This is a genomic window from Bradyrhizobium sp. LHD-71 (genome assembly GCF_031157255.1).
Taxonomy (GTDB): Bacteria; Pseudomonadota; Alphaproteobacteria; order Rhizobiales; family Xanthobacteraceae; genus P52-10.
In genome coordinates, this window is sequence record NZ_JAVIFX010000037.1 from 1 (window position 1) to 20,740 (window position 20,740).

Below are 20,740 nucleotides of genomic sequence, written 5' to 3' on the forward strand. Positions count from 1 at the left end.
CCTGATCTACTACAACAATCACAGGCCTCATCAGGCCCTCGCAGGACAAACCCCAAAGGCATTCGCCGCTACCAAGACCACCGCGATCCAATCACCGATTTAGTGAACATCTATAGCAACGATCATCCAGGTCGGTACTTCGCTCGGCAGCATGGCGACGAAGATCGAGCCGAAGAAGACGACAACCTTGGGATTGGAGATCTGGATCAGAAATCCGCGCAACAGCGGATTCCGCGCCTGCTTGCTGCTCATGCTTTCGTTCATGTCGACGGGGTCGGCTGCATGCCGGAAGATCTGATAGGCGATCCAGAGCAGGAATAGCGCGCCGGCGAGCTTCATGCTCATGAAGAGCCAGGGAAACTGGTGGAACAGAAAATTGAGGCCGAGCAGGGCAGCGATCGACCAAACGGTCGTCCCGATCCCAAGGCCCAGCGCTACCTTGATGCCGTTGGCCCGCGATTGCGCAACTGCGGTGCGTGCCGTGACGAGGAAGCTCGGGCCCGGGCTCATGGCTGCAAGAAGGTGAACAAAGCCGATCGTCGCCACTGTCAGCAGGTTTGCAGTCATTGAGATCTCCGCTTATGCATGCTCGCGCACCGCACGTCGTTCTGCTGAACGGGGCGCCAGCATCGTCGACGGAACCGAAGAGTTCAAGCGCACCTAAAGTGGAGCGGAAGTCGGGATGAAGAAACAAGGGCCGAATGGGAACGTGTCTGCCGAGATCATACCGGATCACTTCTGGCGTATCGAATACGATCAAAGCCACGACCGGGACGCGCCCCTCCTGCCGAGCCTTGCCGAAAGTCCAAATTGTCAGAATTTTGCTTACGCGCTGCTCAAGCATTTCGGGTGCGAGATATCACCGTTTCGCTCAAGCAACCTGTGGGAAGATTCGAAAGAGACGTCCGTCGTCACGGGTGCGCTTCTTCCGTTGGATCTGCTGTTGTTCAATTGGACGTCGAGTCCCTGGGGCGCGCACGTCGCACTCCATCTTGGAGGTGAGGAGGCGATACATCTGAGCAAGAAGCAATCGACGGCAGTCGTTTGGCCGATAAGCAAATTCCAGACTTTACCGGAATATCGCGTCTTCATCGGCGCCAAACGACTGCGCTGTCTCGACGTCCTGCATTGACATCGAGTTAAGGGCACGCCACCGAAGCTCGTGACGACCGCAGGCGATGGTGCGTCAGCCGATCAGACGGTGCGGCGTGCGCCTTCGCGGATCCGCTTCAGCCATGGAGCCGCGTGGAAGACGCTCATCAGCAGGTACATCGCCGTCATGCCGCTCAGCGGCGATGCATGTGCGGTCGCGCAGAGCATTGCAGCGGGATCAGCGCCCAGCACCCCACTCAGCAACGCCATGATGGCGAAGGTCGGCGAGGCGGCCAGCGCGAGCCAATCGGCCAGACCAGGCGCGGCGTGACCGCGCTTAATCTGGCGGCCGGATTCGCTGCAACAGATCTGACTCATGGCTTTGTGTTGTCGCTCTGATTCCGGAACGCGGCCTCGCCGGCGTCGGACACCTCGACCCACGTCTTGTCAGGTGGCGCATCCGCGACGTAGCTGTCGTGCCAATTCCACCACTTGTAGGTCGGCGTTTGAGGATAGCCCGCGGGCGAGTCCTCCCAGACCTCCTGGCGACCGAGAGGGGTGATGTCGAGGTAGTTCCAGGTGCCACCCATCTGCTCGTCGCCGCGATTGTTGATGAAATAGGTGCGGAATACGCGGTCGCCGTCGCGGTAAAACACGTTGGTGCCGTGCCACTCGTCGACGCCGAAGTCGGCATCGAAGCTGTCCGTGATCGTGAACCACGGCATCTGCCATCCCATCCGTGCCTTCAGTCGCGCGATGTCCGCCTGAGGCGCGCGCGAAGCGAAGACGAGGGTGGTGTCGCGGGCGTTCAGGTGAGCGACGTGAGCAACCTGATCGGCGACCATGGAGCAGCCTCGGCAGGCGTAATCGGGCCAGCCGAACACGTCGGGCTCGAAGAAGGCGCGGTAGATGATCAGCTGGCGTCGGCCTTCGAATAGGTCAAGCAAGCTGACCTTGCCCGCCGGCCCCTCGAAAGCGTACGCCTTCTCCACGGCCATCCACGGCATACGGCGGCGCTCCGCCGCGAGCGCGTCACGCGCGCGCGTCTGCGCTTTCTCCTTCACGAGCAGTTGCTTGCGGGCTGTTTCCCACGCCTCCGGCGATACGGCCACAGGTGTGTGCATGGCAGGGCGTCCGTCTTTCTGTCCGTTCTCGGCTGATGTCGTCATGAGCTTTGAAACCTCCTGATTTCAGCGAGTTCCCGCGCTCGAAGCGCCACACGCCCGCTGCTCATCGCTCGTTGCTGGGCAGGAGACAGTCTCGCACCGCAGATCCGGCGGTGGGAGTAACAAGTGTGGCGGCATTTCGTGCCGGGATCTGCCGGAACGTCGCTCGCCGGAGACGGTTCGTTAAACGTGTCAAGGAGCAGGCGCCATGAATGCAACAGACGCGCGCGCTCGGCAGGGCCATCGCCTTCTGCAGGTCGGCGTTGCGCTCTTCCTCTTCACGTCATTTTGGGGCTTTGCGATTCCGGTCGTCGCTGCGCCGCGCCTGGGGCTGTCCGTTCACACGCTGAGCGCCCTGCAGGGCGTGATGTTGATCGCGCTCGGCCTCATCTGGCCGCGGCTGCAGCTCAGCGCCTTGATGGTGCGAAGCGCGTTCTGGCTTCTCATCTACGCCACGCTCGCGATCCTCGCCGCCTTCGTGCTTGGCGCGGTGTGGAGTGCAGGCGCCGAGACCATGCCGCTGGCTGCTGGCACCGCGCACGGTTCCTCGTTTCAAGAGAGCGCGATCCGGTTGATCGCCTACTCTTCCGCGCCGACAGGCATCATTGCCTTCGCACTGATCTTCTGGGGTTTGCGCGTCGCGCCCTGAGATAGCGAAGCCGCTGGCGAGTCATCTCGGAAAAAATTAGGCGAATCACGGGCGAGACGTTCGTCGGGATGGTCACGGTCCGCGGATTTTCCTGCGACGTGGCTCACGACGCGACGGGGAAGCGACGAAAAATGAATCGGGATAGAGCGGTTGCTGTGCGACGCGCATTGCCATTTCCTGAGGGTGCTTTGAATTGCCATCAGGTTTCGGCGAATGGGCTATTTCTTCCGGCCCATTGGAATCGACTCTGGCTCGGGTCGCACGCCGCTGCCGCAGGTCGGTTCGGGAACAAAAACCAACCTTTTTTGCCTCGCATCTGAAAATATGGCGCGCTCGCGCGTCACCCGCAGGGCGGGGCAGCCGGAAAGGACCCAAACCATGTCGTCTGTAGAGGTCGTAATTCGTGAATCCGTCGCTGCTGATCGCCAGTCGCTGATGGCACTCATGATCGAACTTCAGGATTTCGAGCGCCAGTTCGCCGACCGGGCCCTTCCAGATCGCGCGTTTGCGGCGTGGTACATCGATCGCCTGTCGCGAGTCGTCGAGGAGAATGAAGGATCAATCCTTGTCGCCACGAAGGATGGTATACCCTGCGGCTTCGTCGCGGGCTTTCCCGAAGAGGAGCCCGAGCTTCGCGACTGGTATTTCTATGTCGCCGAACTCGTCGTTTCCGAGAGCGATCGCAGCCGCGGTATCGGAAGGCGCCTCCTTTTGGCCATGGAGGACGCGGCGCGCGCTCGGGGACTGAAGCGCATGGGAATTGGTGTGTTGGCCGGCAGCGACCGGGTGCATCGTCTCTACATGACGCTCGGCTATCGCGACTACGCAATCAGTCTGCGGAAAGAACTGCCGTGAACGGTGGCCCCAATTGCGCAGAGAAGCATTAAACGCAAGTTCTGCCAAGCTCTCGCAGCCCAAGCCTCTCTCGGCTGTTTCCGGAGGTCACAGAAGGGCCATAAGCTGCCATTGAAGACGAAGGCACATGTTTTACTCGATCCTGACGGGCTTTCTTCCCGATATCCTAAAGTCCATCTTGGTTGAAAAGACACGAGAGGCAGCGAAATGCTACCGACACCAATCACTTATTGCTTCTACCGTTGTCGCGGGCTCTGCCTTCACACTTGGATCGTCGCGACTTTTGCAATCATGATGGCCTCCGCTCCACTGCAGGCTTCAATAGCACCAAAAACGTCAGCGTGCGGATACCTCGCTGGTCTAATTGATAAGGCACCGCCATCAGGGCCGTTGTTCCTGCCCAGCTATCCGACCGTCGAATCGGGGCCCCTGCATGGCGCCGCCTACCTCTATGACAATGCGGTCGCCGCCATCGCATTGGTCGGTTGCGGTGAGCAAGACAAAGCGTATCGGATTGGCTCGGCGATTCTCTGGGCCATCGACAACGACCGCACCTGGCATGATGGACGGCTCAGGAACGCTTACGCCGCGGGTGTGGTGGCGAATGGCCCCATCAAACTTCCAGGGTGGTGGGACAATACTCAGAACAAATGGTTAGAGGATCGATATCAGGTGGGCAGCGATGTTGGTAACATCGCATGGGCCATGTTGGCGTTGCTGTCGATTGATGATGTGAACACCGGCTCTCGGTTCCGCGATGGTGCAGCACGGCTTGGCGCCTGGGTCGCGCAATGGGCCGATACGCGCGGTACTGGCGGTTTCACGGGTGGTACGTTTGGGCACGAACCGACGCCGGAAGTGCGGACGTGGAAATCGACTGAACATAATACTGACCTCGCCGCCGCGTTTGGCCTTCTTGCGATCCGTACAGGCGATTCGCGCTGGCGCGACAAGGCAACGGTTGCTGAGTACTTCGTGAATACGATGTGGAATCCGGGATGCGCCTGTTTCGCCGCAGGTACTGCTGAAGACGGCGTCACGCACAATCCGATTTTGGCTCTGGATGCTCAGATCTGGCCTTTAACAGCGATTCACGGCGCCGCCGGGAAATTTGCATCGGCAATGACGACCGCCGAACAGCGAATGAGCGTCGGTGGGGGCTTTTCTTACGGTGAAGACCGGGACGGTGTGTGGACCGAAGGGACGGGCCAAGTGGCTCTCTTGATGAAATTGCTCGGCAGGACTGAGAGGGCAGAGTCGTTGATCGCCGTCATCGAATCCCAGAGGTCGCCCGATGGTGGGTTCTATGCCACGACTGTCGGCGAGTTACCGACTGGGTTCCTGTTGGACACCGACCCGACCAAGCCGCGACTCTATTTCCGATTGTCGCATCTTGGCGCAGCTTCGTGGGTTGCCCTCGCTGAACGTGGGTTCAATCCCTTTACGATGACAAAAGGACTTCCGTAGTTGAGCCGCAGTGCTTCTCGTCTCGGCCGTTTCGGTCTACCGGGACCGCAACCGGATCGAGCGCTTCTTCAACAGGATCAAGCAATGCCGTCGCGTTGCAACGCGCTACGACAAGCCAGTGTCGTGGATCAGAAATTCGCACCATCGTTGCCGCGAGTCCATCGTGCGAATTTCTGATCCATAAACGACACTAGAATCATCAACTGCTAGTGTCCTGATCGAATCCGAAGTTCGCTCTGAGCTCGCTGCAAAGTACGGCGAACTTCGGATTCGGGACACTAGCTGCCAATCACCTTGCCCTCGTACAGCTTGCGTCCATCAGACTGTGGCTCCGCTCTTATGAGTCCACGCCCTCAGGCAGCTGTGGTCTCGTCGTCAGATACGATTTCCTCGAAGCGAGCAATGACCACCAGTCGTCAAGCTTCCGTCTTTCCTTGAGGAGCGATGCTCCTTCGTCAGCCATCGTGAAATAACCGATCATCGGCGCAAGGTGGATATCCGCCAGCGACAATTCGGGACCACAAAGATACGGCCCGCCGATGGCAAGTCTCTCCAGGGCGTCAAGACCGACGACCGCTGCAGTCAGCCCCTTGTCTATTTCGGTCGCGTCGGACGGCCATCCCAGGCGCGATCGGAAAACCCGATGAGCAAATACTTGGCGCACCAACGGCCAATAGAGGTAGCTGTCAATGATCGAAAGAACCTGGTTCATCCTTGCGCGGGGTCGCGGCTCCGCGGGCTGAAGCGTGTGACCGGCGAAAGCCTCGTCGAGGTAGCGCGTGATTGCGCCGGTCTCGTAGATTTGAAAGCCGTCGTGGATAAGCGCCGGGACGCGCTTGAACGGATGAAGTGCGAGGTAGCTTTCGGGCACGTCGTCGGCGAAGGGGTCGATCTCGATCCAGCGATAAGCCACGCCCTTCTCTTCGAGTGCGAAACGCGCGATCCAGCTATATACGCTGTATCGGTAGCCGTGGAGTTCAACCGTCATTGTGACGTCCTCCTCCGAAGTGTGCTCGTCAAGATCGCGCCGGTACGAACGAGCGGGCAGCGTAGCACGACTCGGCCTCGATCCGCCGGCGCTCAAACGTCCGGAACACGCTTCGCGCTCTTCCGGCGCAAGCGCTCCACGAACTTGCTTCCGTCGACGATGGTGCGCTCATGAAATCCGCGGCCGATCACCTCGATGGCGTCGCGACACTCGACGCGGAAGCGGAGGTGCCGTCTCTCGATGGCAACGAGCTCGACCTCGGCCGTGACTTCCACTCCGACGGGCGTGGCGCCGATATGACTCATGTCCACATGCGTGCCAACGGTACGCAGATGCGGCGCAAGATGCGGTCGCAGAGCCTCGATGCAGGTCCATTCCACAAAAGCGACCATGAAAGCGGTCGCAAAGACGGGAGGCATGTCGGTAAACCCGGTGAATGCGGTCGATACAGCCGGCACGGTCAGCATCTCCGTGACCGTGATCTGCTGTCGATGCCGCAAGCCGGGCTGCAGATCGGTTGGTGTCATGTCGGTCGTCCAGTTTCTAGGAGGCCCGTTGTCCTTCTGATCACCGCGGGCCGCCGGTGGGGTCGGCGCCGTGCCTTGCCCGCGCCAGAATCGCGAGCAAAGGCCCATCCATTGTCAGGACATTGTGGCGCCTTCAAGCGTCGCTACAGCGAGGCAACTCGTATGTTAAGCAAGCTCGTCGAAGGGCGACAACGCAATTCGGCCTTCGACGCGAGCGAAGGCATGAAGAGTATCGGGCATGATGAAGAGAATGGCTTCCACGACTGCCGCAAGCGACAGGCCCGTCGAAGACCGGACGGTCTCGAAAGTCGCCGTCATCGGTCTGGGGGCGATCGGCGGTGTGATCGCCGGCTCGCTGGCAGCCGCCGCGCGGCATGACGTCGTCGTTTGCGTGAGGAACGGAATCGATCGACTTGTCGTCGAGCGTCCCGACGATGTCGTCGACGTTCCGCTCCGGGCCTTGACCGATCCCGCCGATGCGGCGCCGGTCGACTGGGTGCTTCTCTGCACCAAGGCTCAACAGACAGTGTCTGCTGCGCCCTGGCTTGTCCGGCTCTGCGGACCGCAAACGCGAGTCGCGGTGCTGCAGAATGGGATCCGTCACACCGATCGTCTGAAGCCTCTGGTTGGGGCCGCAACCGTCGTGCCAGCCATCGTCTACTATAACGGCGAGCGACTAGGCGTCGATCGGGTGCGATTTCGCCGCGCAGGCGAGTATGACCTTGCCGTACGGGATGATATCGACGGACGGGCATTCGTCGAATTGCTCGGCAGCGCGCCGATGCGTATCCTGCAGAGCGATGATTTCGATACGCTTGCCTGGCGAAAGCTGTTGATCAACGCCGTGGCCAATCCGATCACCGCGCTGACGCTGCAGCGTCAGGCTGTGTTCCGTCGGGACGATATCAAGGCGCTCTGCCTCGCGATTCTCGAAGAAGCGGCAGCGGTCGGACGGGCCGACGGCGCCCGGCTTGCTCCTGACGAGCCCGAGCAAGTCCTTGCAACCCTGCTCACCTATCCGCCTGAAGCGGGTACGTCGATGTATTTCGACCGGCTGGGAGGGCGTCCATTCGAGGTCGAAGCGCTCACGGGTGCGGTCGTTGCTGCCGGCGCGCGTCATCGCCTTCCGACCCCGCTCAATGGAATGCTGTTGACGCTTCTCCGGGCGATCAGTGATGCGGCGAGCGAGCGTTCGAAAGGCGATGGATGACCGTTGCCGGCATGGAGATCGAGATGGTGCTCTGCACCTGACGATACGAAGCAACGACCCGGAAACGCCGATCAATGCGGGTGGCGAAACTTGTCGACGATCTCGGCGAAGGCGCCTGCAAATGGATGGAACGTGAAGCTCACTCTGTGGTGTCCCGGCCGAAGCGCAACGGCGCGAAAGATGGCGTTGGCCTTCATGATGTCGCGCGGCTTGCCGTCCACCGTTGCCCGCCACCAGGGATGCCAGACGTCGTTGAGAAGCAGCAGGCCGCCTGACGGCGCGTCGACGTCGACCTCGATCTTCGTATTCTCATAATGCACCAGACGTGCCGTGCCGGCCGCCGCACCGGCCGCACTTGTGCGCGTCACCGCCGGCGCGCGTTTGAGCAGGACAGTACGGCGAGGATCGACATCGGCCGGCCAGCCGTTGGCGAGAAGCTGGTTGAAATCCGCGATACGCCAGTCGGTGACCACCATCACGCGCGGTAGCGCGCCGGGATTCTCGTAGACATAGGCGTCCGGGGTGCGCGCGACGAGCGTGAGGTCGCCGGGCGCGAGCGACGGATCGACCTTCTCGACTGGAACGCCGATGGCGATGTAGCGCAGGCCGAACAGATCGGCGAAGACCGATCGATAGGACGGAAACAGCGGCGAGAAGCGGCGTTGGTCATAGTCCACGACTGTGTCGCCGACACGGGTGGCGTCGTAGAACCATTTGAGGCGCAGCGGATTGTGCCCAAATACATGGTCGCAGCCGTGAACCATGCACAGGTTTGGCCAATGATAGCCAATGCCGATCAGCTCGATGCGATCGCGCCGATCAGGCGCTGAAGCAACCGCAAGCTCAGACCTCAGGTGCGCCAGCGTGGCGTTGCTGGTGCCGTCATGCAGCGCATCGAACCTCCAGGGCGCCATGCCGGTCGACAAGTGCGGCGCATTGTTCCAGGCGAGGTCAGCGGCCGAAAACGAGGTCAGCAACAGTATACCCGCAAGCGGCGACAGACCGTTCAGCCGACGCGCGAGGACGAGCGCGGCGATCGCGCCGCCGGCGAAGGCGAGCGCGGTGACGACCGGTACGGTTACGAGCGCGACAGACACGACGGTGCGGGCCAGCCAGAACGCCGCAGCGACGAGCACAACCGGAATCGCCAGCTCGATTATCCGTTGCACTCTGCTAGGTTGCGGCACCGTGCCCTCGAGCCAGCGATGCACGAGATAGCCGGCAATGATGGCAAGCAATGCCCCGATGACGAACGTCGCATCGGCAGGCCGCCGGTACAGCATCACGCCGGGCAACCATTCATACATCGCATGGAAGGCGGGCGTGTACCAGCCGAGCGCGTAGAGCAGGACGACGCCAGTGGAGATGGAGAAGAAGCGGATGTCACGCGACCAGGCGAGGCGGCGCACGATGCCGAACGAGATGATGACAACGAGCAGCAGCGATCCTGCATAGACCAGGCCCATGTTCTGCGCGAGCGAGATGCTGGCACCACCCATCGTCGCCTTCCAGGACGATGTTGCCGGTCCCCAATAATCGATGGCCGGATCCATCGCACCGTAGAGATCGGCGAAGGCGAGGGTCAGGAGATGCGCGGGATGCAACGATCCCTCGCCGGCGATCATCCAGTCGATCTCGGGTCGGTTCGAACGCTCGGCGAACAGAGCCGTAAGCGTGACCGGAACAGCAACGACGAGGATGCCGGCCAGACAGCAGGCTGCAAGCGGCCTGAGGCTCGCGTGCATGCGCTCGCGCCAATCGTCACTCTCGATCCAGTGGTACGCGACGAAACCGACGAGGACATAGAGCGAGATTAGCGCAACCTGATCCCGCCCCACCGCGAGCAGGCCGCCGAACATGCCCGCCGCGAGGCCGGCGCGCCACGACGAGCGTTCGAGCGCGCGCGACAGCATCCACAACGTCAGCGCCAGATAGGCAAGGCTGATGATCTGGCCAGTATGCTGCAGTCGTGAATTTGCCGAGCCGCCGAAGGCGAAGGCGAGTGCGGCGACAAGTGCACCGGCTGCGTGCCAGCCGCGATCTCGGAAATACAGAATGATGGCCACGCCGCCGAGGAACAGATGGACGAACGTCAGGCCGTCGATGGCACGGAACCCTGGTTTCGGATCGAAACAGGCGAACAGAAAATGCAGCGGTGAGAAGATCAGTGACTGCGGATCGGAGATCAGCGGCCAGCCCGCGAAGACGTTGGGTGTCCAGAACGGCGACTGACCGTTCGCGAGCGACGTGGCGAGAAATTGCAGCGACGGCAGAAATTGCGACTTGGCGTCCCAGGGAATCGTCACGCGCCCCGACAGCCAGGGCCACGCCGGCAACAGAAAAGCGAGCGCGAACAGCGCGACAGTGAGGGCAAGCGGGAACTTGCCCGTCAAAACCACCGGTCTGCCAGTCCGCCCCAAAACGGGTGCCGCGGTGGCGGCGAGCCACGGCGGCGCTTGCGAGGACGGCACGGCGGCGGACTTGTCGATCAACGACAGCGATCGCGCTTCGCCCGGCCTCCCGAGCGGCCCGTCCCCAGGGTCGACTCCCATCTATGGCCTTTTGTTTGACGGAGGTGGGGCCTGATCCAAGTCAAGATCCTGGTCTGGATCGCACGCGGGCTGCCGCAACCGGCGACGCTCCGTTTGCCACCTGCGTGCCCGTTTCACCTTTAAGGCGAAGAGCGCGCGCAGGCACCACAACCGCGGTTGCATTCGAGCTTACGGCGACAACCTCGCGACGGAGAGAGTACAGTGATACTGAGAAGGCCTTGGCAGACCTTCAGGACTCAGTAAAAGACTTGATATACGGAATTTCTGTGGCGCCGCGTGCCGACCGTACGTAGATCGACGTCATGCAGCCTGCATCCTGTGAACAGACCGGAAACCGACGCGCCCCGCCGCCGAAGCGAGCGATCTTTCGGGCTTGGTGGGCAGAGGTGGCCCGGTCCGTGAGCGTTTAAGCAAGCGTTGGTCGAATTTCTGATCCACGACTCTAGGAAATCCGAAGGATTTCGTCGACCGTGGTATGGACCGGTCCGGTCGTGTCGATCTCGTCATCGGCCGCGTCTCGGAGCAGCGGCTCGATCTGCGCGATAAGCCTGCTTACTTTTCGCCGTTCCTCCTCGGTGCTGCCGTAACCATTGGACGAACGTGCTTCGAGCCGCTTCATGATCGTTGCGATGGGGGCGGAGAGGAGAACGATCTTGTCGATGAAGGGAAATAGCCGCGCCATGTTTTCCGCGCATCCGCTGACGAACAGCGTGCCCTGATCGTGCGAGGAGAGAAGTGCCCGGACCTGCTCCTCGCGCCAGACCCAATCCTTTCCCTTTTCCGGAGTGAGCGGATCTGACGGATCGACGTCGATCCATTCGGACCATTCCGGCGTGTCCAGATCCACCGCCCGATGGCCTCTCGCTGCGAGCTCTCGCACCACGGCCGACTTCCCGGTGCCCGACATGCCGGTGATCAAAACACGCTTCATGCGGCGTCTCCTCGTCGGTGTCCCGGCTACCATCAGGTTTAAGCAGAAACGCGGCCATCGGTTCGCCTATTTGCGGATGGCGCAGCGAAGGTCTAGGCAAGGCAGCCACACGGATAGCAGGGTGCTCGTATGAAGCGAAGCGGCGGGGCATTCGCGATCAAGGCCGAGGTGGGCGACCCGCGGACGAAGGTCTTCGCGTTCACGGCGCAAAAGACGATGTATGGCGGCAAGCACATCGCCGAGGGCGACACGGTGTTCGTGTTCGTAAGCGAGAACGAGGGCGGGCCGGGACTCATCGCGCGCGGTGTGGTCGTTCTCGCCGGACCTGTCGCGAAGAAGCGCGGCGTTGCCCGGCAAACGCCGCGCGTGAACGTTTCAATCAGACGCACCGCGCTCGCGAAGCGGCCGTTGGGACGACGTGAGCTCAAGCACCTCACCGAATGGACGGATGGCCAGCCTGGTACCGAGCTCAATTTCAAGTTTTATCGCCAGGCCACGAACAAGATCGTCGGCATCTCGGATGAAGCGGCGGCATTCCTCAGCACGTTCTTCTAGAGCATTTTCCGGAAAAGTGGACACCGGTTTTCCGCAGAAAATGCGACCAAACAAACGAATCTAGTGCCGATGGCGGCAATGCCGGCCGACACTTCGGGCGGCAGAGCTATTTGTCTGGCCGCGGTCCAATGACGAGATCGTCACGGTGGATCATCTCGGCGCGGCCGCTGATGCCGAGGATGCTGAGGATAGCGCCCGACGAGCGGCCCTTGATCTTTTCGGCGTCCTCGGCGTCGTAGGCGACAAGCCCTCGGCCGACCTCGCGGGCATCTGGCCCGCGCACCACGACCGCATCGCCCCGGGCAAATGACCCGTCCACGCGGATCACGCCGGCCGGCAGCAGGCTTTTGCCGGCGCGTAGCGCCGCAACAGCGCCGGCGTCGATGGTCAGAGTGCCGCGGGCCTCGAGCGTGCCGGCAATCCAGCGCTTGCGCGAGGTCACGGGATTCGCCGCCGTCATGAACCAGGTGCAGCGGCCGCCCTTGGCGATCGCGCGCAAGGGATGGTCGATCTTGCCCGACGCGATGATCATGTGTGCGCCGGCAGCGGTCGCGATCTTGCCCGCCTCGATCTTCGTGCGCATGCCGCCGCGCGACAGTTCGGACTCGGCTGCGCCCGCCATCGCTTCGATCTCGTTGGTGATCCGTTCGACGCGCGGGATCAGCTTGGCGTCGGGGTTCAGGTTTGGCGGCGCGTCATAGAGGCCGTCGATGTCGGATAAAAGGATCAGGAGATCGGCGCTGGTCATGCTGGCGACGCGCGCGCCGAGCCGATCATTGTCGCCGTAGCGGATCTCGCTGGTGGCGATGGTGTCGTTCTCATTGATGACCGGCACTGCGCGCCAGTCGAGCAGCCGCGCGATGGTCGAGCGCGCATTGAGGTAGCGTCGCCGTTCCTCGGTGTCCTGCAGCGTCAGCAGGATTTGTCCCGTCTCGATGTCGTGCTGCCCGAGCACCTCGGACCAGATGCGCGCCAGCGCGATCTGCCCGACCGCGGCCGCGCCCTGGCTTTCCTCGAGTTTCAGCGCACCACGCGGCAGCTTCAGGCGGGCCCGACCAAGCGCAATTGCGCCGGATGAGACCACCAGCACGTCGCGCTTGTCGCGGTGCAGCTTGGCTATGTCTTCGGCGAGCGCCACCAGCCAGGATCGCCTGACACGCCCCGCCGCGGAATCGACCAGCAGCGACGAGCCGACCTTGATCACGATGCGCTTGAAATCAGTGAGATGAGGAGCAGGCATGTCCAGAATTTGGCGAAAGCGAATGTCTCCGCGCCTGAACCTGATGAGCGGAGGTCGGAAAGCCGACGCTGCAAAATGCTCGGCGTCATCCCTGCCAAAACAGGGATCCATATTCCAGAGCGTCCCCAAGGCCAATCGCTGACGCTCTGGAATATGGGCCCCCGCTTTCGCGGGGACGCCGCCGGGTGGTTACGGCTAGACCAACTGAACTCATCGCACATGAGCGGCGCGGTGCTTATTCCCCTCTCACATGGCGGCTGCTTTGGCAATCGGTCTGCCGGGCGGGCCGGCTCGTGCTCTGTCAGCCCGATGTGGTCAAGGATTCCAGCCGCCGCTGCCGTAGGGGCGGGTGATGACTTCAAGCAGGTGTCCGTTCAGGTCCTCGAAATAGAAGCCGCGGCCGCCGTCATGGTGATTGATCTCACCGGCCTTCGTCTGGCCGGGATCGGCCCAGTAGTTCAGGCTGCGATCGCGAACGCGGCCGAAGATGCTGTCGAATTCAGCGTCGCTGACCAGAAACGCATAGTGCTGCGATGCGAATTCGCCGTCGCTCTCCATGTAGTCGAGGTTCGCATCATTCTCGGTCGTGACCATGAAAAACGGCCCCCAGCGTTTTGGCGCCGGGAGGCCGAGCATCTCGGCCATGAACGTCGCTGACGCCTTGCTGTCACGGGCCTTCAGGATCGTGTGGTTGAAATGGATCGGCATGCTCGTGTCCTCCGGCGGCCTCGCCACTGGCCGAAAACATTGGGATTAACCGATTGTTCCTCATCCTCCGGGCGCGGACCTGGCCTTGTCCATGGATTGTCCGGGGCGAGAACATGCGCGCCGGGCGTGGTAGGAATCGGCCAAGCGTCTTTCATGGAAGCATCGCCAATGGGTCTGCCGACGAGAGCCATCAACCACGCGTCCTCCCGGGCGGTGCGGCCGGACCGGTCGCGGAGTCAGCGGGAAACCCTCGTTTATGCCGAGGCAGCGCTCGCCGAGGCGAAGCAGCAAGGTCTGCGGCTTGCCGTGCGCGCACGCTGGGTGGCGCTCGCGGTCATCGCCGTGGTCTCGCCGATCGTCAATCCGCACTGGGAGGTGCTTTATTACGAAATCGGTCTTGCCCTGTTCGCGCTGATCGGCTGGGCGCAGCTGCAGGTCGGCGAGGTCGGTCGGTCGCGTCGCGAGCTGTTCCTGATGTTCTGCGATCTGGCGTTGCTCACCTTCATGATCGTCGTGCCGAATCCATGGCGGGCGGTCGACTGGCCGGTCGCATCGCAGTTTCATTTCAGCAATTTCATCTTCTACTTCGTGCTGCTTGCCGGCGCGACGCTGGCCTATTCGTGGCGGACCGTGGTTGCGATGGGCGTATGGACTACCGGCCTGTTCTGCATCGGCCTGTTGTGGGCGTGGTTTCAGCCGGTCGATCCGGCGATGACCGAGCGTATCGGCACTGCAATCGGCGGCGATCAGCGGCTGCTGCGCCTCGTCGATCCGAGCTCGATGAACCTGCCGATGCGGCTCCAGGAGATCGTGGTCCTGCTGATCGTCGCAGCCACGCTGGCCTTGGCAGGGCGCCGATCGAATGATCTGCTGCTGAGTCATGCGGCGCTGGAGCGCGAGCGCACGAACTTGGCGCGTTATTTCTCCCCGACGGTCGTGAAGGAGCTGTCGAAGAACGACGAACCGCTGAAGCAGGTGCGGACGCAGAAGGTCGCCGTGCTGTTCGTCGATATCGTCGGCTTCACCGCCTATGCGGATGGCAAGGATCCGGAGGAAGTGATCCGCACGTTGCGCGAATTTCACGGCCTGATGGAGCATCAGGTGTTCCAGCATGCGGGCACGCTGGACAAGTATCTAGGCGATGGGCTGATGGCGACGTTCGGCACGCCGTTCTCCGGTGTCAGCGATGCATGGAATGCGCTGAAATGCGCGCAGGCGATGATCGCAACCGTCGCCGACTTCAATCGCGAGCGCGATCGCCAGGGGCAGCCGCCGATCCGCGCGGGTTTCGGGTTGCACTATGGGCCGGTCGTGCTCGGCGATATCGGCGCGCAGCGCCTGGAATTCGCGGTGATCGGCTCGACGGTGAACGCGGCGAGCCGCCTCGAGGCGCTGACGCGCGAACTCGGCTGCGTCCTGGTCGCAAGCGACGCGCTGATCGAACAGGTCCGCATCGAGATCGGCGAGGCCGAAGCCGGCCTCGGCAAGCTCACCCGCCAACCCGCCCAGGCCATCCGCGGCATCGAGCTGCCGATGGGCATCTGGATCCAGGCGTAGAGACACGTCGTTGCGACCTGGCTTCGCCCTTTGGGCTGCGCCAGGGCAAGGCCCAGCGACGAAGCACGCCGTCATTGCGAGGAGCGAAGCGACGCGGCAATCCAGTACAGCGGTTGCGTCAGGCTCAGCGCTGGATTGCTTCGCTGCGCTCGCAATGACGAGGGAAGCGATACGCACAGGATGCTCACAGGCAATTCGTTTTTTCCGAAATAATCATTGCCTTCATTCCTATCCGTAATACGATGGCCCCCGTCCCGCTCCAACGGAAGGGCGCGTCGCGGCCGTCTTATCGATGCGGAGCGGGATGCGGTGGCCGTTACGATGCCGGGCCATAGGCGAGCGAAGCGACGCCGTTCTTCGAACGGCTATGGAAAGCGCCGGAGAAATCCGTGTGATGCCTGAGGTGACAAGACGCCGGTACGACGGGCGGACGGTCCAAGTGCATGTCCGGGCGACAGTTCGCACGAACCGGGCGAAGCCAGCGAAAGTGGCGAGGCCTGGGGGCATGCAGCAAGCCGTTAAAAGAACCATCGCGTGCGGAGCGCTGGCGTTGAGCCTCCTCCGTGGCATTTGTCTTTAGCCGTGTGCTTGCCAAAGGCACACGGCGCCGCGGGCGCGGTGAAACGCCCTTGCGTTCCGCACAGCCCTTTCGGGCAAGGGAAGGCACAAGAGACCGGCAAGCCCCAGGCCGGACAAAGAACAGGGGCGACGATGCACGTCTGTAGCCCGGATGAGCGCAGCGATATCCGGGAGCTGACTCCGCGACACGTCTCACCCGGATGTCGCTTCGCTCATCCGGGCTACAGGTCGCAGGCTGTTTGACAATGTGAATAAGCTCGCTGTCCGGCTTGCCGCGCCGAAGCCCGTAAGGGCGAAGGCGGGCGCTTACCCGAGCGCTTCCTTGTTGACCACGTTGTCGCGAATGATGTCCCCGTCGAACGCGCTGAGGATGTTCTTTGCGGTCTGCAAGCTCATGCGGTCCGTGGCCTCGCGGGTCACGCCCGCCAGATGCGGTGCGGTGATGACGTTCGCGAGCTTGAACAGCGGATTGTCCGGCTGCGGCGGCTCCTGCGCAAAGACGTCGAGGCCGGCGCCGGAGAGCTTGCCCGTGGTCAGCGCCGCATAGAGCGCGGGCTCATCGACGATGCCGCCGCGTGCGGTATTGATGAGATATGCCGAGGGCTTCAGCCTCGCCAGCCGGTCGGCATTGAACATGCCGACAGTCTCTGGCGACTTCGGGCAGTGGATGCTGATGAAGTCGGCGCGCGGCAGCACGGCATCGAGGTCGGTCACGGGCTCCGCACCCGCAGCCGAGATTTCCTCAGCCTGTTTGAATGGATCGTAAACCAAAACATTCATTTCCATCGCTAGACAGCGTTTCACCGTGCGCGTGCCGATGCGGCCGAAGCCGATGACGACGACGGTCTTGCCCAGCACATCATAGGGGATTGCGTTGATGCGCTCGGGCCAGCGGCTCTGCTTGACGAGCGCATCGAGCTCGGCGCCGCGTTTGGCCAGCGCCAGCATCATGAACAATGCCGCTTCCGCCACCGATGGCGAATTGGCGATGCCGGTGGTCATCAGTGGGATCCTGCGCTTGTTCAGCGCAGGAATGTCGACCGCGTCGAAGCCGACACCGATGCGAGTGACGACACGCATGTCGCCGGACGAGTTCAATTCGTCCTCACCGAAGCGGGTGCCGCCAAGGGCCACTGCGTGCACCGGCGCGTGCTGGCGGAGCAGGGCGTTGAAGTCCGCAGCGGTGATGGCATTCGGGAAGGTGACGGTCTCGATGTCGCTGCGCTCTTTCAGGACCGCCATGCCGCTCGCCGAGAAAGTCTCGGTCACCAGCACCTTTTTCTTGTTCGTCGCAGCTGCCGTCGCCATCGCGTGTTCCTCACTGAACCAGTCTTTGATCTCACCGCGTATCGCAAGCCTACGGTTGCATCAATATGCCGTTTGCATGCTGCGACAGTCCGGCCTTGCCGCTGGCGGGCAGAGAAGGCAGTGTGGGCCAAGTTTGTGGACCATCAGGAGGAACGACTGTGTCTCATCCGGCAACCGCGCCGCTGCCTGCTTCCGTGCTCGAGGCGCTGAGGAAATTCGACACGCCAACGATCTGCAACGCGATGGAAATCGTCGCGCCTGAACGGCGGCTGACGGGATTCACGGTGAAGCCGCTGGTCTGCCCGTTTCCAAATCTGCCGCCGATCGTCGGCTATGCACGCACCGCGACGATCCGCGCCGCGACCACACCGAGCCTGCAGGGCGCCGCCGCCCGCGATCAGCGCGCAGCGTATTACGAGCATGTCGGCACCGGTCCTGGACCGACGGTCAGCGTCATCCAGGACCTCGACGGCGCCAATGTCGGCTACGGCGCGTTCTGGGGTGAGGTGCAAAGCAACGTCCACAAGGCGCTTGGTTGCCTTGGTGTCGTCACCGATGGCTCGATCCGCGACATCCCGCAATGGGCACCGGACTTCCAGGCGCTGGCCGGTTCGATCGGTCCGTCACACGCGCATGTGCATCTGGCGGGCTTCGGCGAGACCGTCAGCGTCGCCGGAATGATCGTCCGCCCGGGTGATCTCATTCACGCCGATTGCCACGGCGCGATCGTCATTCCCTTCGAGGTCGCCGAGAAGCTTCCCGCAGCCGCCGACCTGCTGGCGCGGCGCGAGGAAGTGATCCTGACGATCGCGCGCTCGAAGGATTTCACCCTCGAGAAGCTGAAGGCGGCCATGGCCAAATCGGCGGAGATTCACTGATCGTTGTGGTCGTCCCGGCGCGCGCTGGGCTCGGCGGGACGACCATCCATCATCCCTTGTTCGGGTTGATCAGGTACTTCTCGCCGGTCGCGCGCTTGTTGTAGACGGCGATTTCCGCCGGCTGCAGCACCTCCGCCAGCGAGATCACCTTCGCGTAGTGACTCGCGAAGGTGGTCTTCAACTCGCTCGCCACTCGCGCACGCAGCCTGGCCGTGTCGGCAGCGCCGATCTTTTGCAGGAACGGCGTCAGCAGGAAGCCGCCGACGCCCCAGGCCATGCCATAGTCGCGGCCGAGCTCGGTCGGGCCCAGGTTCAACCGGCCGTAGATGTAGGCCTGCTTGTGCACGGTGGAGCCGTAGCGGCTGTAGGTCTTTGCGTTCAGGTTCGCCGCCGTCTCCATGCAGCTCAGGATCTGGCCGGCCAGCTTGCCGCCGCCGATGGCGTCGAACGCGATCGTCGCACCCGTCTCCGAGAGCGCGCGAGTCAGATCCGCAATGAAGGTCGGCGAGGTCGAGTTGCAGACGTATTTGGCGCCGAGGTCGCGCAGGATCTTTTCCTGATCGGCGCTGCGGACGACGTTGACGAGGGCGATGCCGTCCTTGAGGCAGATCTTGTTGAGCATCTGGCCCAGGTTGGAAGCGGCCGCGGTATGGACCAGCGCGGTGTGTCCCTCGCGGCGCATGGTCTCGGTCATGGCGAGCGCGGTCAGCGGATTGACGAACCACGATGCACCGTCAGCCGGGGTCGTGCCCTCGGGAAGCACCTGGCAGTCCGATGCCTCCAGGCAGCGGTACTGCGTGTACATGCCGCCGCCGATCATCGACACGGTCTTGCCCAGAAGCGCCTTGGCTGCCGTACCTGCCTTCACCACGACGCCCGCGCCTTCGTTGCCGACGGGCATCGATTGATCGAGGCGCGCGGCGAGCCCTTTCAGGAAGTGCTGCGGAACGGGCGCGGTGATCACCGGGCTGTCGCTCGTGCCTGACGCCTTCACGGCCGCCATGTCGGCGGGACCAAACAGCAGGCCAAGGTCCGACGGATTGAGCGGCGTCGCCTCGACGCGCACCAGCACCTCGTCATCGGCCGGTTCCGGCACTTTCACCCGCGCCAACGAAACCTCGAGTTCGCCGCTCTTCTTGATCAGCGAACGGAGCTGCAGCCCGGTCTCAGCGACTGTGGTGTTCAATTGTGCCTCCCTGTGACGATGCGAGTAGCGATGAAGAATAAAGGAAGGGGAATAATCGTGCGAATTACATTCGCTACTCGCTATTCGCCCTCAAAGGCGACCAGGGCGCCGCTTCTGCGGCGTTCTTAGCCTTCGGTGTGCGGGAGGCGTCGCCGACCACGGCAAGCAGCGCGCGCAATGCGTCTTCGACGCCCTGGCCGGTTGCGGCTGAAATCACCAGCGGCGTCTTCTTCGCCGCGCGCTTCAAGCGTGCAAGCTGCTGCTTCAGCTCTTCCGGCGACAGCGCGTCGGCCTTGTTCAGCGCGACGATCTCGGTCTTGTCGCTAAGTCCATGATCGTAGGCCTCGAGTTCGGTGCGCACGGTCTTGTAGGCCTTGCCCGCATGCTCGCAGGTGCCGTCGACAAGATGCAGCAGCGCGCGGCAGCGCTCGACATGGCCGAGGAAGCGATCGCCGAGTCCGGCACCTTCATGCGCGCCTTCGATCAGTCCGGGAATGTCGGCCAGCACGAATTCGCGGCCGTCGATCGACACGACGCCGAGCTGCGGATGCAGCGTCGTGAACGGATAATCGGCGATCTTCGGCTTGGCCGCGCTACTCGCGGCGAGGAACGTCGATTTGCCGGCGTTCGGCAGGCCGACCAGGCCGGCATCGGCGATCAGCTTCAGGCGGAGCCAGATCCAGCGCTCCTCGCCCGGCTGGCCGGGATTGGCGTTGCGCGGCGCGCGGTTGGTCGACGACTTGAAATGCGCGTTGCCGAAGCCGCCATTGCCGCCCTCGGTGATGATGAATTTCTGACCGAGGTCGGTAAAGTCGAACAGCAGCGTTTCTCGGTCTTCGTCGAAGACCTGGGTGCCGACCGGCACCTTCAGCACGATGTCCTTGCCGTTGGCGCCATGGCGATCCTTGCCCATGCCGTGCACGCCCTTCTGCGCCTTGAAGTGCTGCTGGTAACGGTAGTCGATCAGCGTGTTGAGGCCGTCGACAGCCTCGATGAGGACGTCGCCACCCTTGCCGCCGTTGCCACCGCTCGGTCCGCCGAACTCGATGAACTTCTCGCGACGGAACGCGACGCAGCCGTTGCCGCCGTCGCCGGAGCGGATGTAGACCTTTGCTTCGTCGAGGAATTTCATGGATCAGGCCTAGCGCAGCGGGTGCAGGGCCGCAACCGAATAGCGCCTTGTCCGGCGGCCCGACGAGTGCGCTGGATTCGACATTCGTACCAAATCCAAAAAGCGCACTAGCTTCATCAAGTTAATAGTGTCCCGCTTGCTTCTAACGTTCGCACACGAG

Annotated in this window: 20 protein-coding genes; 8 read left to right on the plus strand and 12 right to left on the minus strand. The window is 62.6% G+C overall.

The genetic code is table 11. The features are described from left to right. Positions 1-99: 99 nt before the first annotated feature. A complete protein-coding gene (locus tag RCO31_RS30230; protein ID WP_308972045.1) occupies positions 100-567 on the minus strand; it encodes a LysE family transporter in 468 nt (155 codons plus the stop codon). A gap of 115 nt (positions 568-682) precedes the next feature. Between RCO31_RS30230 and RCO31_RS30235 the strand changes: the two genes are divergently transcribed. Then, positions 683-1,132, plus strand: a complete 450-nt coding sequence (locus RCO31_RS30235; RefSeq protein ID WP_308972046.1) for a hypothetical protein — start codon at positions 683-685, stop codon at positions 1,130-1,132. 62 nt (positions 1,133-1,194) lie between these two features. Here the strand turns inward: RCO31_RS30235 and RCO31_RS30240 are convergent, their stop codons facing one another. Then, complete coding sequence (locus RCO31_RS30240; protein WP_308972047.1) at positions 1,195-1,470, minus strand: hypothetical protein; 276 nt, start codon at positions 1,468-1,470, stop codon at positions 1,195-1,197. After that, entirely contained in the window at positions 1,467-2,261 is a 795-nt protein-coding gene (locus RCO31_RS30245; RefSeq protein ID WP_308972048.1) for a thioredoxin family protein, read from the minus strand. Before RCO31_RS30245 ends, RCO31_RS30240 begins: the two co-directional genes overlap by 4 nt. A 205-nt stretch (positions 2,262-2,466) precedes the next feature. On the opposite strand from RCO31_RS30245, the gene RCO31_RS30250 reads away from it, so the two are divergent. The 3 genes from RCO31_RS30250 (at position 2,467) to RCO31_RS30260 (ending at position 5,229) form a co-directional block, all read left to right on the plus strand. After that, entirely contained in the window at positions 2,467-2,907 is a 441-nt protein-coding gene (locus RCO31_RS30250) for a hypothetical protein (RefSeq protein WP_308972049.1), read from the plus strand. Between the two features lie 378 nt (positions 2,908-3,285). Beyond that, positions 3,286-3,762 carry a GNAT family N-acetyltransferase gene (locus RCO31_RS30255; RefSeq protein ID WP_308972050.1) on the plus strand — a complete coding sequence of 159 codons (477 nt, stop codon included), beginning with the start codon at positions 3,286-3,288 and terminating at the stop codon, positions 3,760-3,762. A gap of 390 nt (positions 3,763-4,152) precedes the next feature. Next, entirely contained in the window at positions 4,153-5,229 is a 1,077-nt protein-coding gene (locus RCO31_RS30260) for a hypothetical protein (RefSeq protein WP_308972051.1), read from the plus strand. A gap of 337 nt (positions 5,230-5,566) precedes the next feature. On the opposite strand, the gene RCO31_RS30265 is transcribed toward RCO31_RS30260, so the two are convergent. Then, positions 5,567-6,217, minus strand: coding sequence for a glutathione S-transferase family protein (locus RCO31_RS30265; protein WP_308972052.1), 651 nt, complete (start codon positions 6,215-6,217; stop codon positions 5,567-5,569). Between the two features lie 92 nt (positions 6,218-6,309). After that, positions 6,310-6,744 (minus strand): thioesterase family protein, encoded by a 435-nt coding sequence (locus RCO31_RS30270; protein ID WP_308972053.1) that lies wholly within the window; start codon positions 6,742-6,744, stop codon positions 6,310-6,312. Between the two features lie 250 nt (positions 6,745-6,994). Between RCO31_RS30270 and RCO31_RS30275 the strand changes: the two genes are divergently transcribed. Then, positions 6,995-7,954: a 2-dehydropantoate 2-reductase gene (locus RCO31_RS30275; protein ID WP_308972054.1), complete on the plus strand. Its 960-nt coding sequence runs from the start codon at positions 6,995-6,997 to the stop codon at positions 7,952-7,954. Positions 7,955-8,025: 71 nt separating this feature from the next. On the opposite strand, the gene RCO31_RS30280 is transcribed toward RCO31_RS30275, so the two are convergent. Next, complete coding sequence (locus RCO31_RS30280) at positions 8,026-10,506, minus strand: YfhO family protein (RefSeq protein ID WP_308972055.1); 2,481 nt, start codon at positions 10,504-10,506, stop codon at positions 8,026-8,028. A 442-nt stretch (positions 10,507-10,948) separates the two neighbouring features. Then, positions 10,949-11,437, minus strand: coding sequence for an AAA family ATPase (locus tag RCO31_RS30285; RefSeq protein ID WP_308972056.1), 489 nt, complete (start codon positions 11,435-11,437; stop codon positions 10,949-10,951). Positions 11,438-11,566: 129 nt separating this feature from the next. Here RCO31_RS30285 and RCO31_RS30290 point away from each other — a divergent pair, with 129 nt between their 5' ends. Beyond that, a complete protein-coding gene (locus tag RCO31_RS30290; RefSeq protein ID WP_308972057.1) occupies positions 11,567-11,992 on the plus strand; it encodes a hypothetical protein in 426 nt (141 codons plus the stop codon). A 106-nt stretch (positions 11,993-12,098) separates the two neighbouring features. Here the strand turns inward: RCO31_RS30290 and proB are convergent, their stop codons facing one another. Both proB and RCO31_RS30300 read right to left on the minus strand, forming a co-directional pair. Beyond that, positions 12,099-13,232 carry a glutamate 5-kinase gene (proB, locus tag RCO31_RS30295; protein WP_308972058.1) on the minus strand — a complete coding sequence of 378 codons (1,134 nt, stop codon included), beginning with the start codon at positions 13,230-13,232 and terminating at the stop codon, positions 12,099-12,101. A gap of 315 nt (positions 13,233-13,547) precedes the next feature. Next, complete coding sequence (locus tag RCO31_RS30300; protein WP_308972059.1) at positions 13,548-13,940, minus strand: VOC family protein; 393 nt, start codon at positions 13,938-13,940, stop codon at positions 13,548-13,550. 153 nt (positions 13,941-14,093) lie between these two features. On the opposite strand from RCO31_RS30300, the gene RCO31_RS30305 reads away from it, so the two are divergent. Next, positions 14,094-15,497 (plus strand): adenylate/guanylate cyclase domain-containing protein, encoded by a 1,404-nt coding sequence (locus RCO31_RS30305; protein ID WP_308972060.1) that lies wholly within the window; start codon positions 14,094-14,096, stop codon positions 15,495-15,497. 885 nt (positions 15,498-16,382) lie between these two features. Here the strand turns inward: RCO31_RS30305 and RCO31_RS30310 are convergent. Continuing rightward, on the minus strand, positions 16,383-17,384 hold the full coding sequence (locus RCO31_RS30310) for a hydroxyacid dehydrogenase (protein WP_308972061.1): 1,002 nt from the start codon (positions 17,382-17,384) through the stop codon (positions 16,383-16,385). Positions 17,385-17,542: 158 nt separating this feature from the next. On the opposite strand from RCO31_RS30310, the gene RCO31_RS30315 reads away from it, so the two are divergent. Beyond that, positions 17,543-18,262: an RraA family protein gene (locus RCO31_RS30315; protein ID WP_308972062.1), complete on the plus strand. Its 720-nt coding sequence runs from the start codon at positions 17,543-17,545 to the stop codon at positions 18,260-18,262. A 49-nt stretch (positions 18,263-18,311) separates the two neighbouring features. Here RCO31_RS30315 and RCO31_RS30320 read toward each other — a convergent pair whose 3' ends face one another. After that, a complete protein-coding gene (locus RCO31_RS30320; RefSeq protein WP_308972063.1) occupies positions 18,312-19,448 on the minus strand; it encodes a zinc-binding dehydrogenase in 1,137 nt (378 codons plus the stop codon). Between the two features lie 73 nt (positions 19,449-19,521). Then, the gene (gene obgE, locus RCO31_RS30325) at positions 19,522-20,580 is read right to left on the minus strand and encodes a GTPase ObgE (protein WP_308972064.1); all 1,059 of its coding nucleotides are present in this window, start codon (positions 20,578-20,580) and stop codon (positions 19,522-19,524) included. Positions 20,581-20,740: the final 160 nt, after the last annotated feature.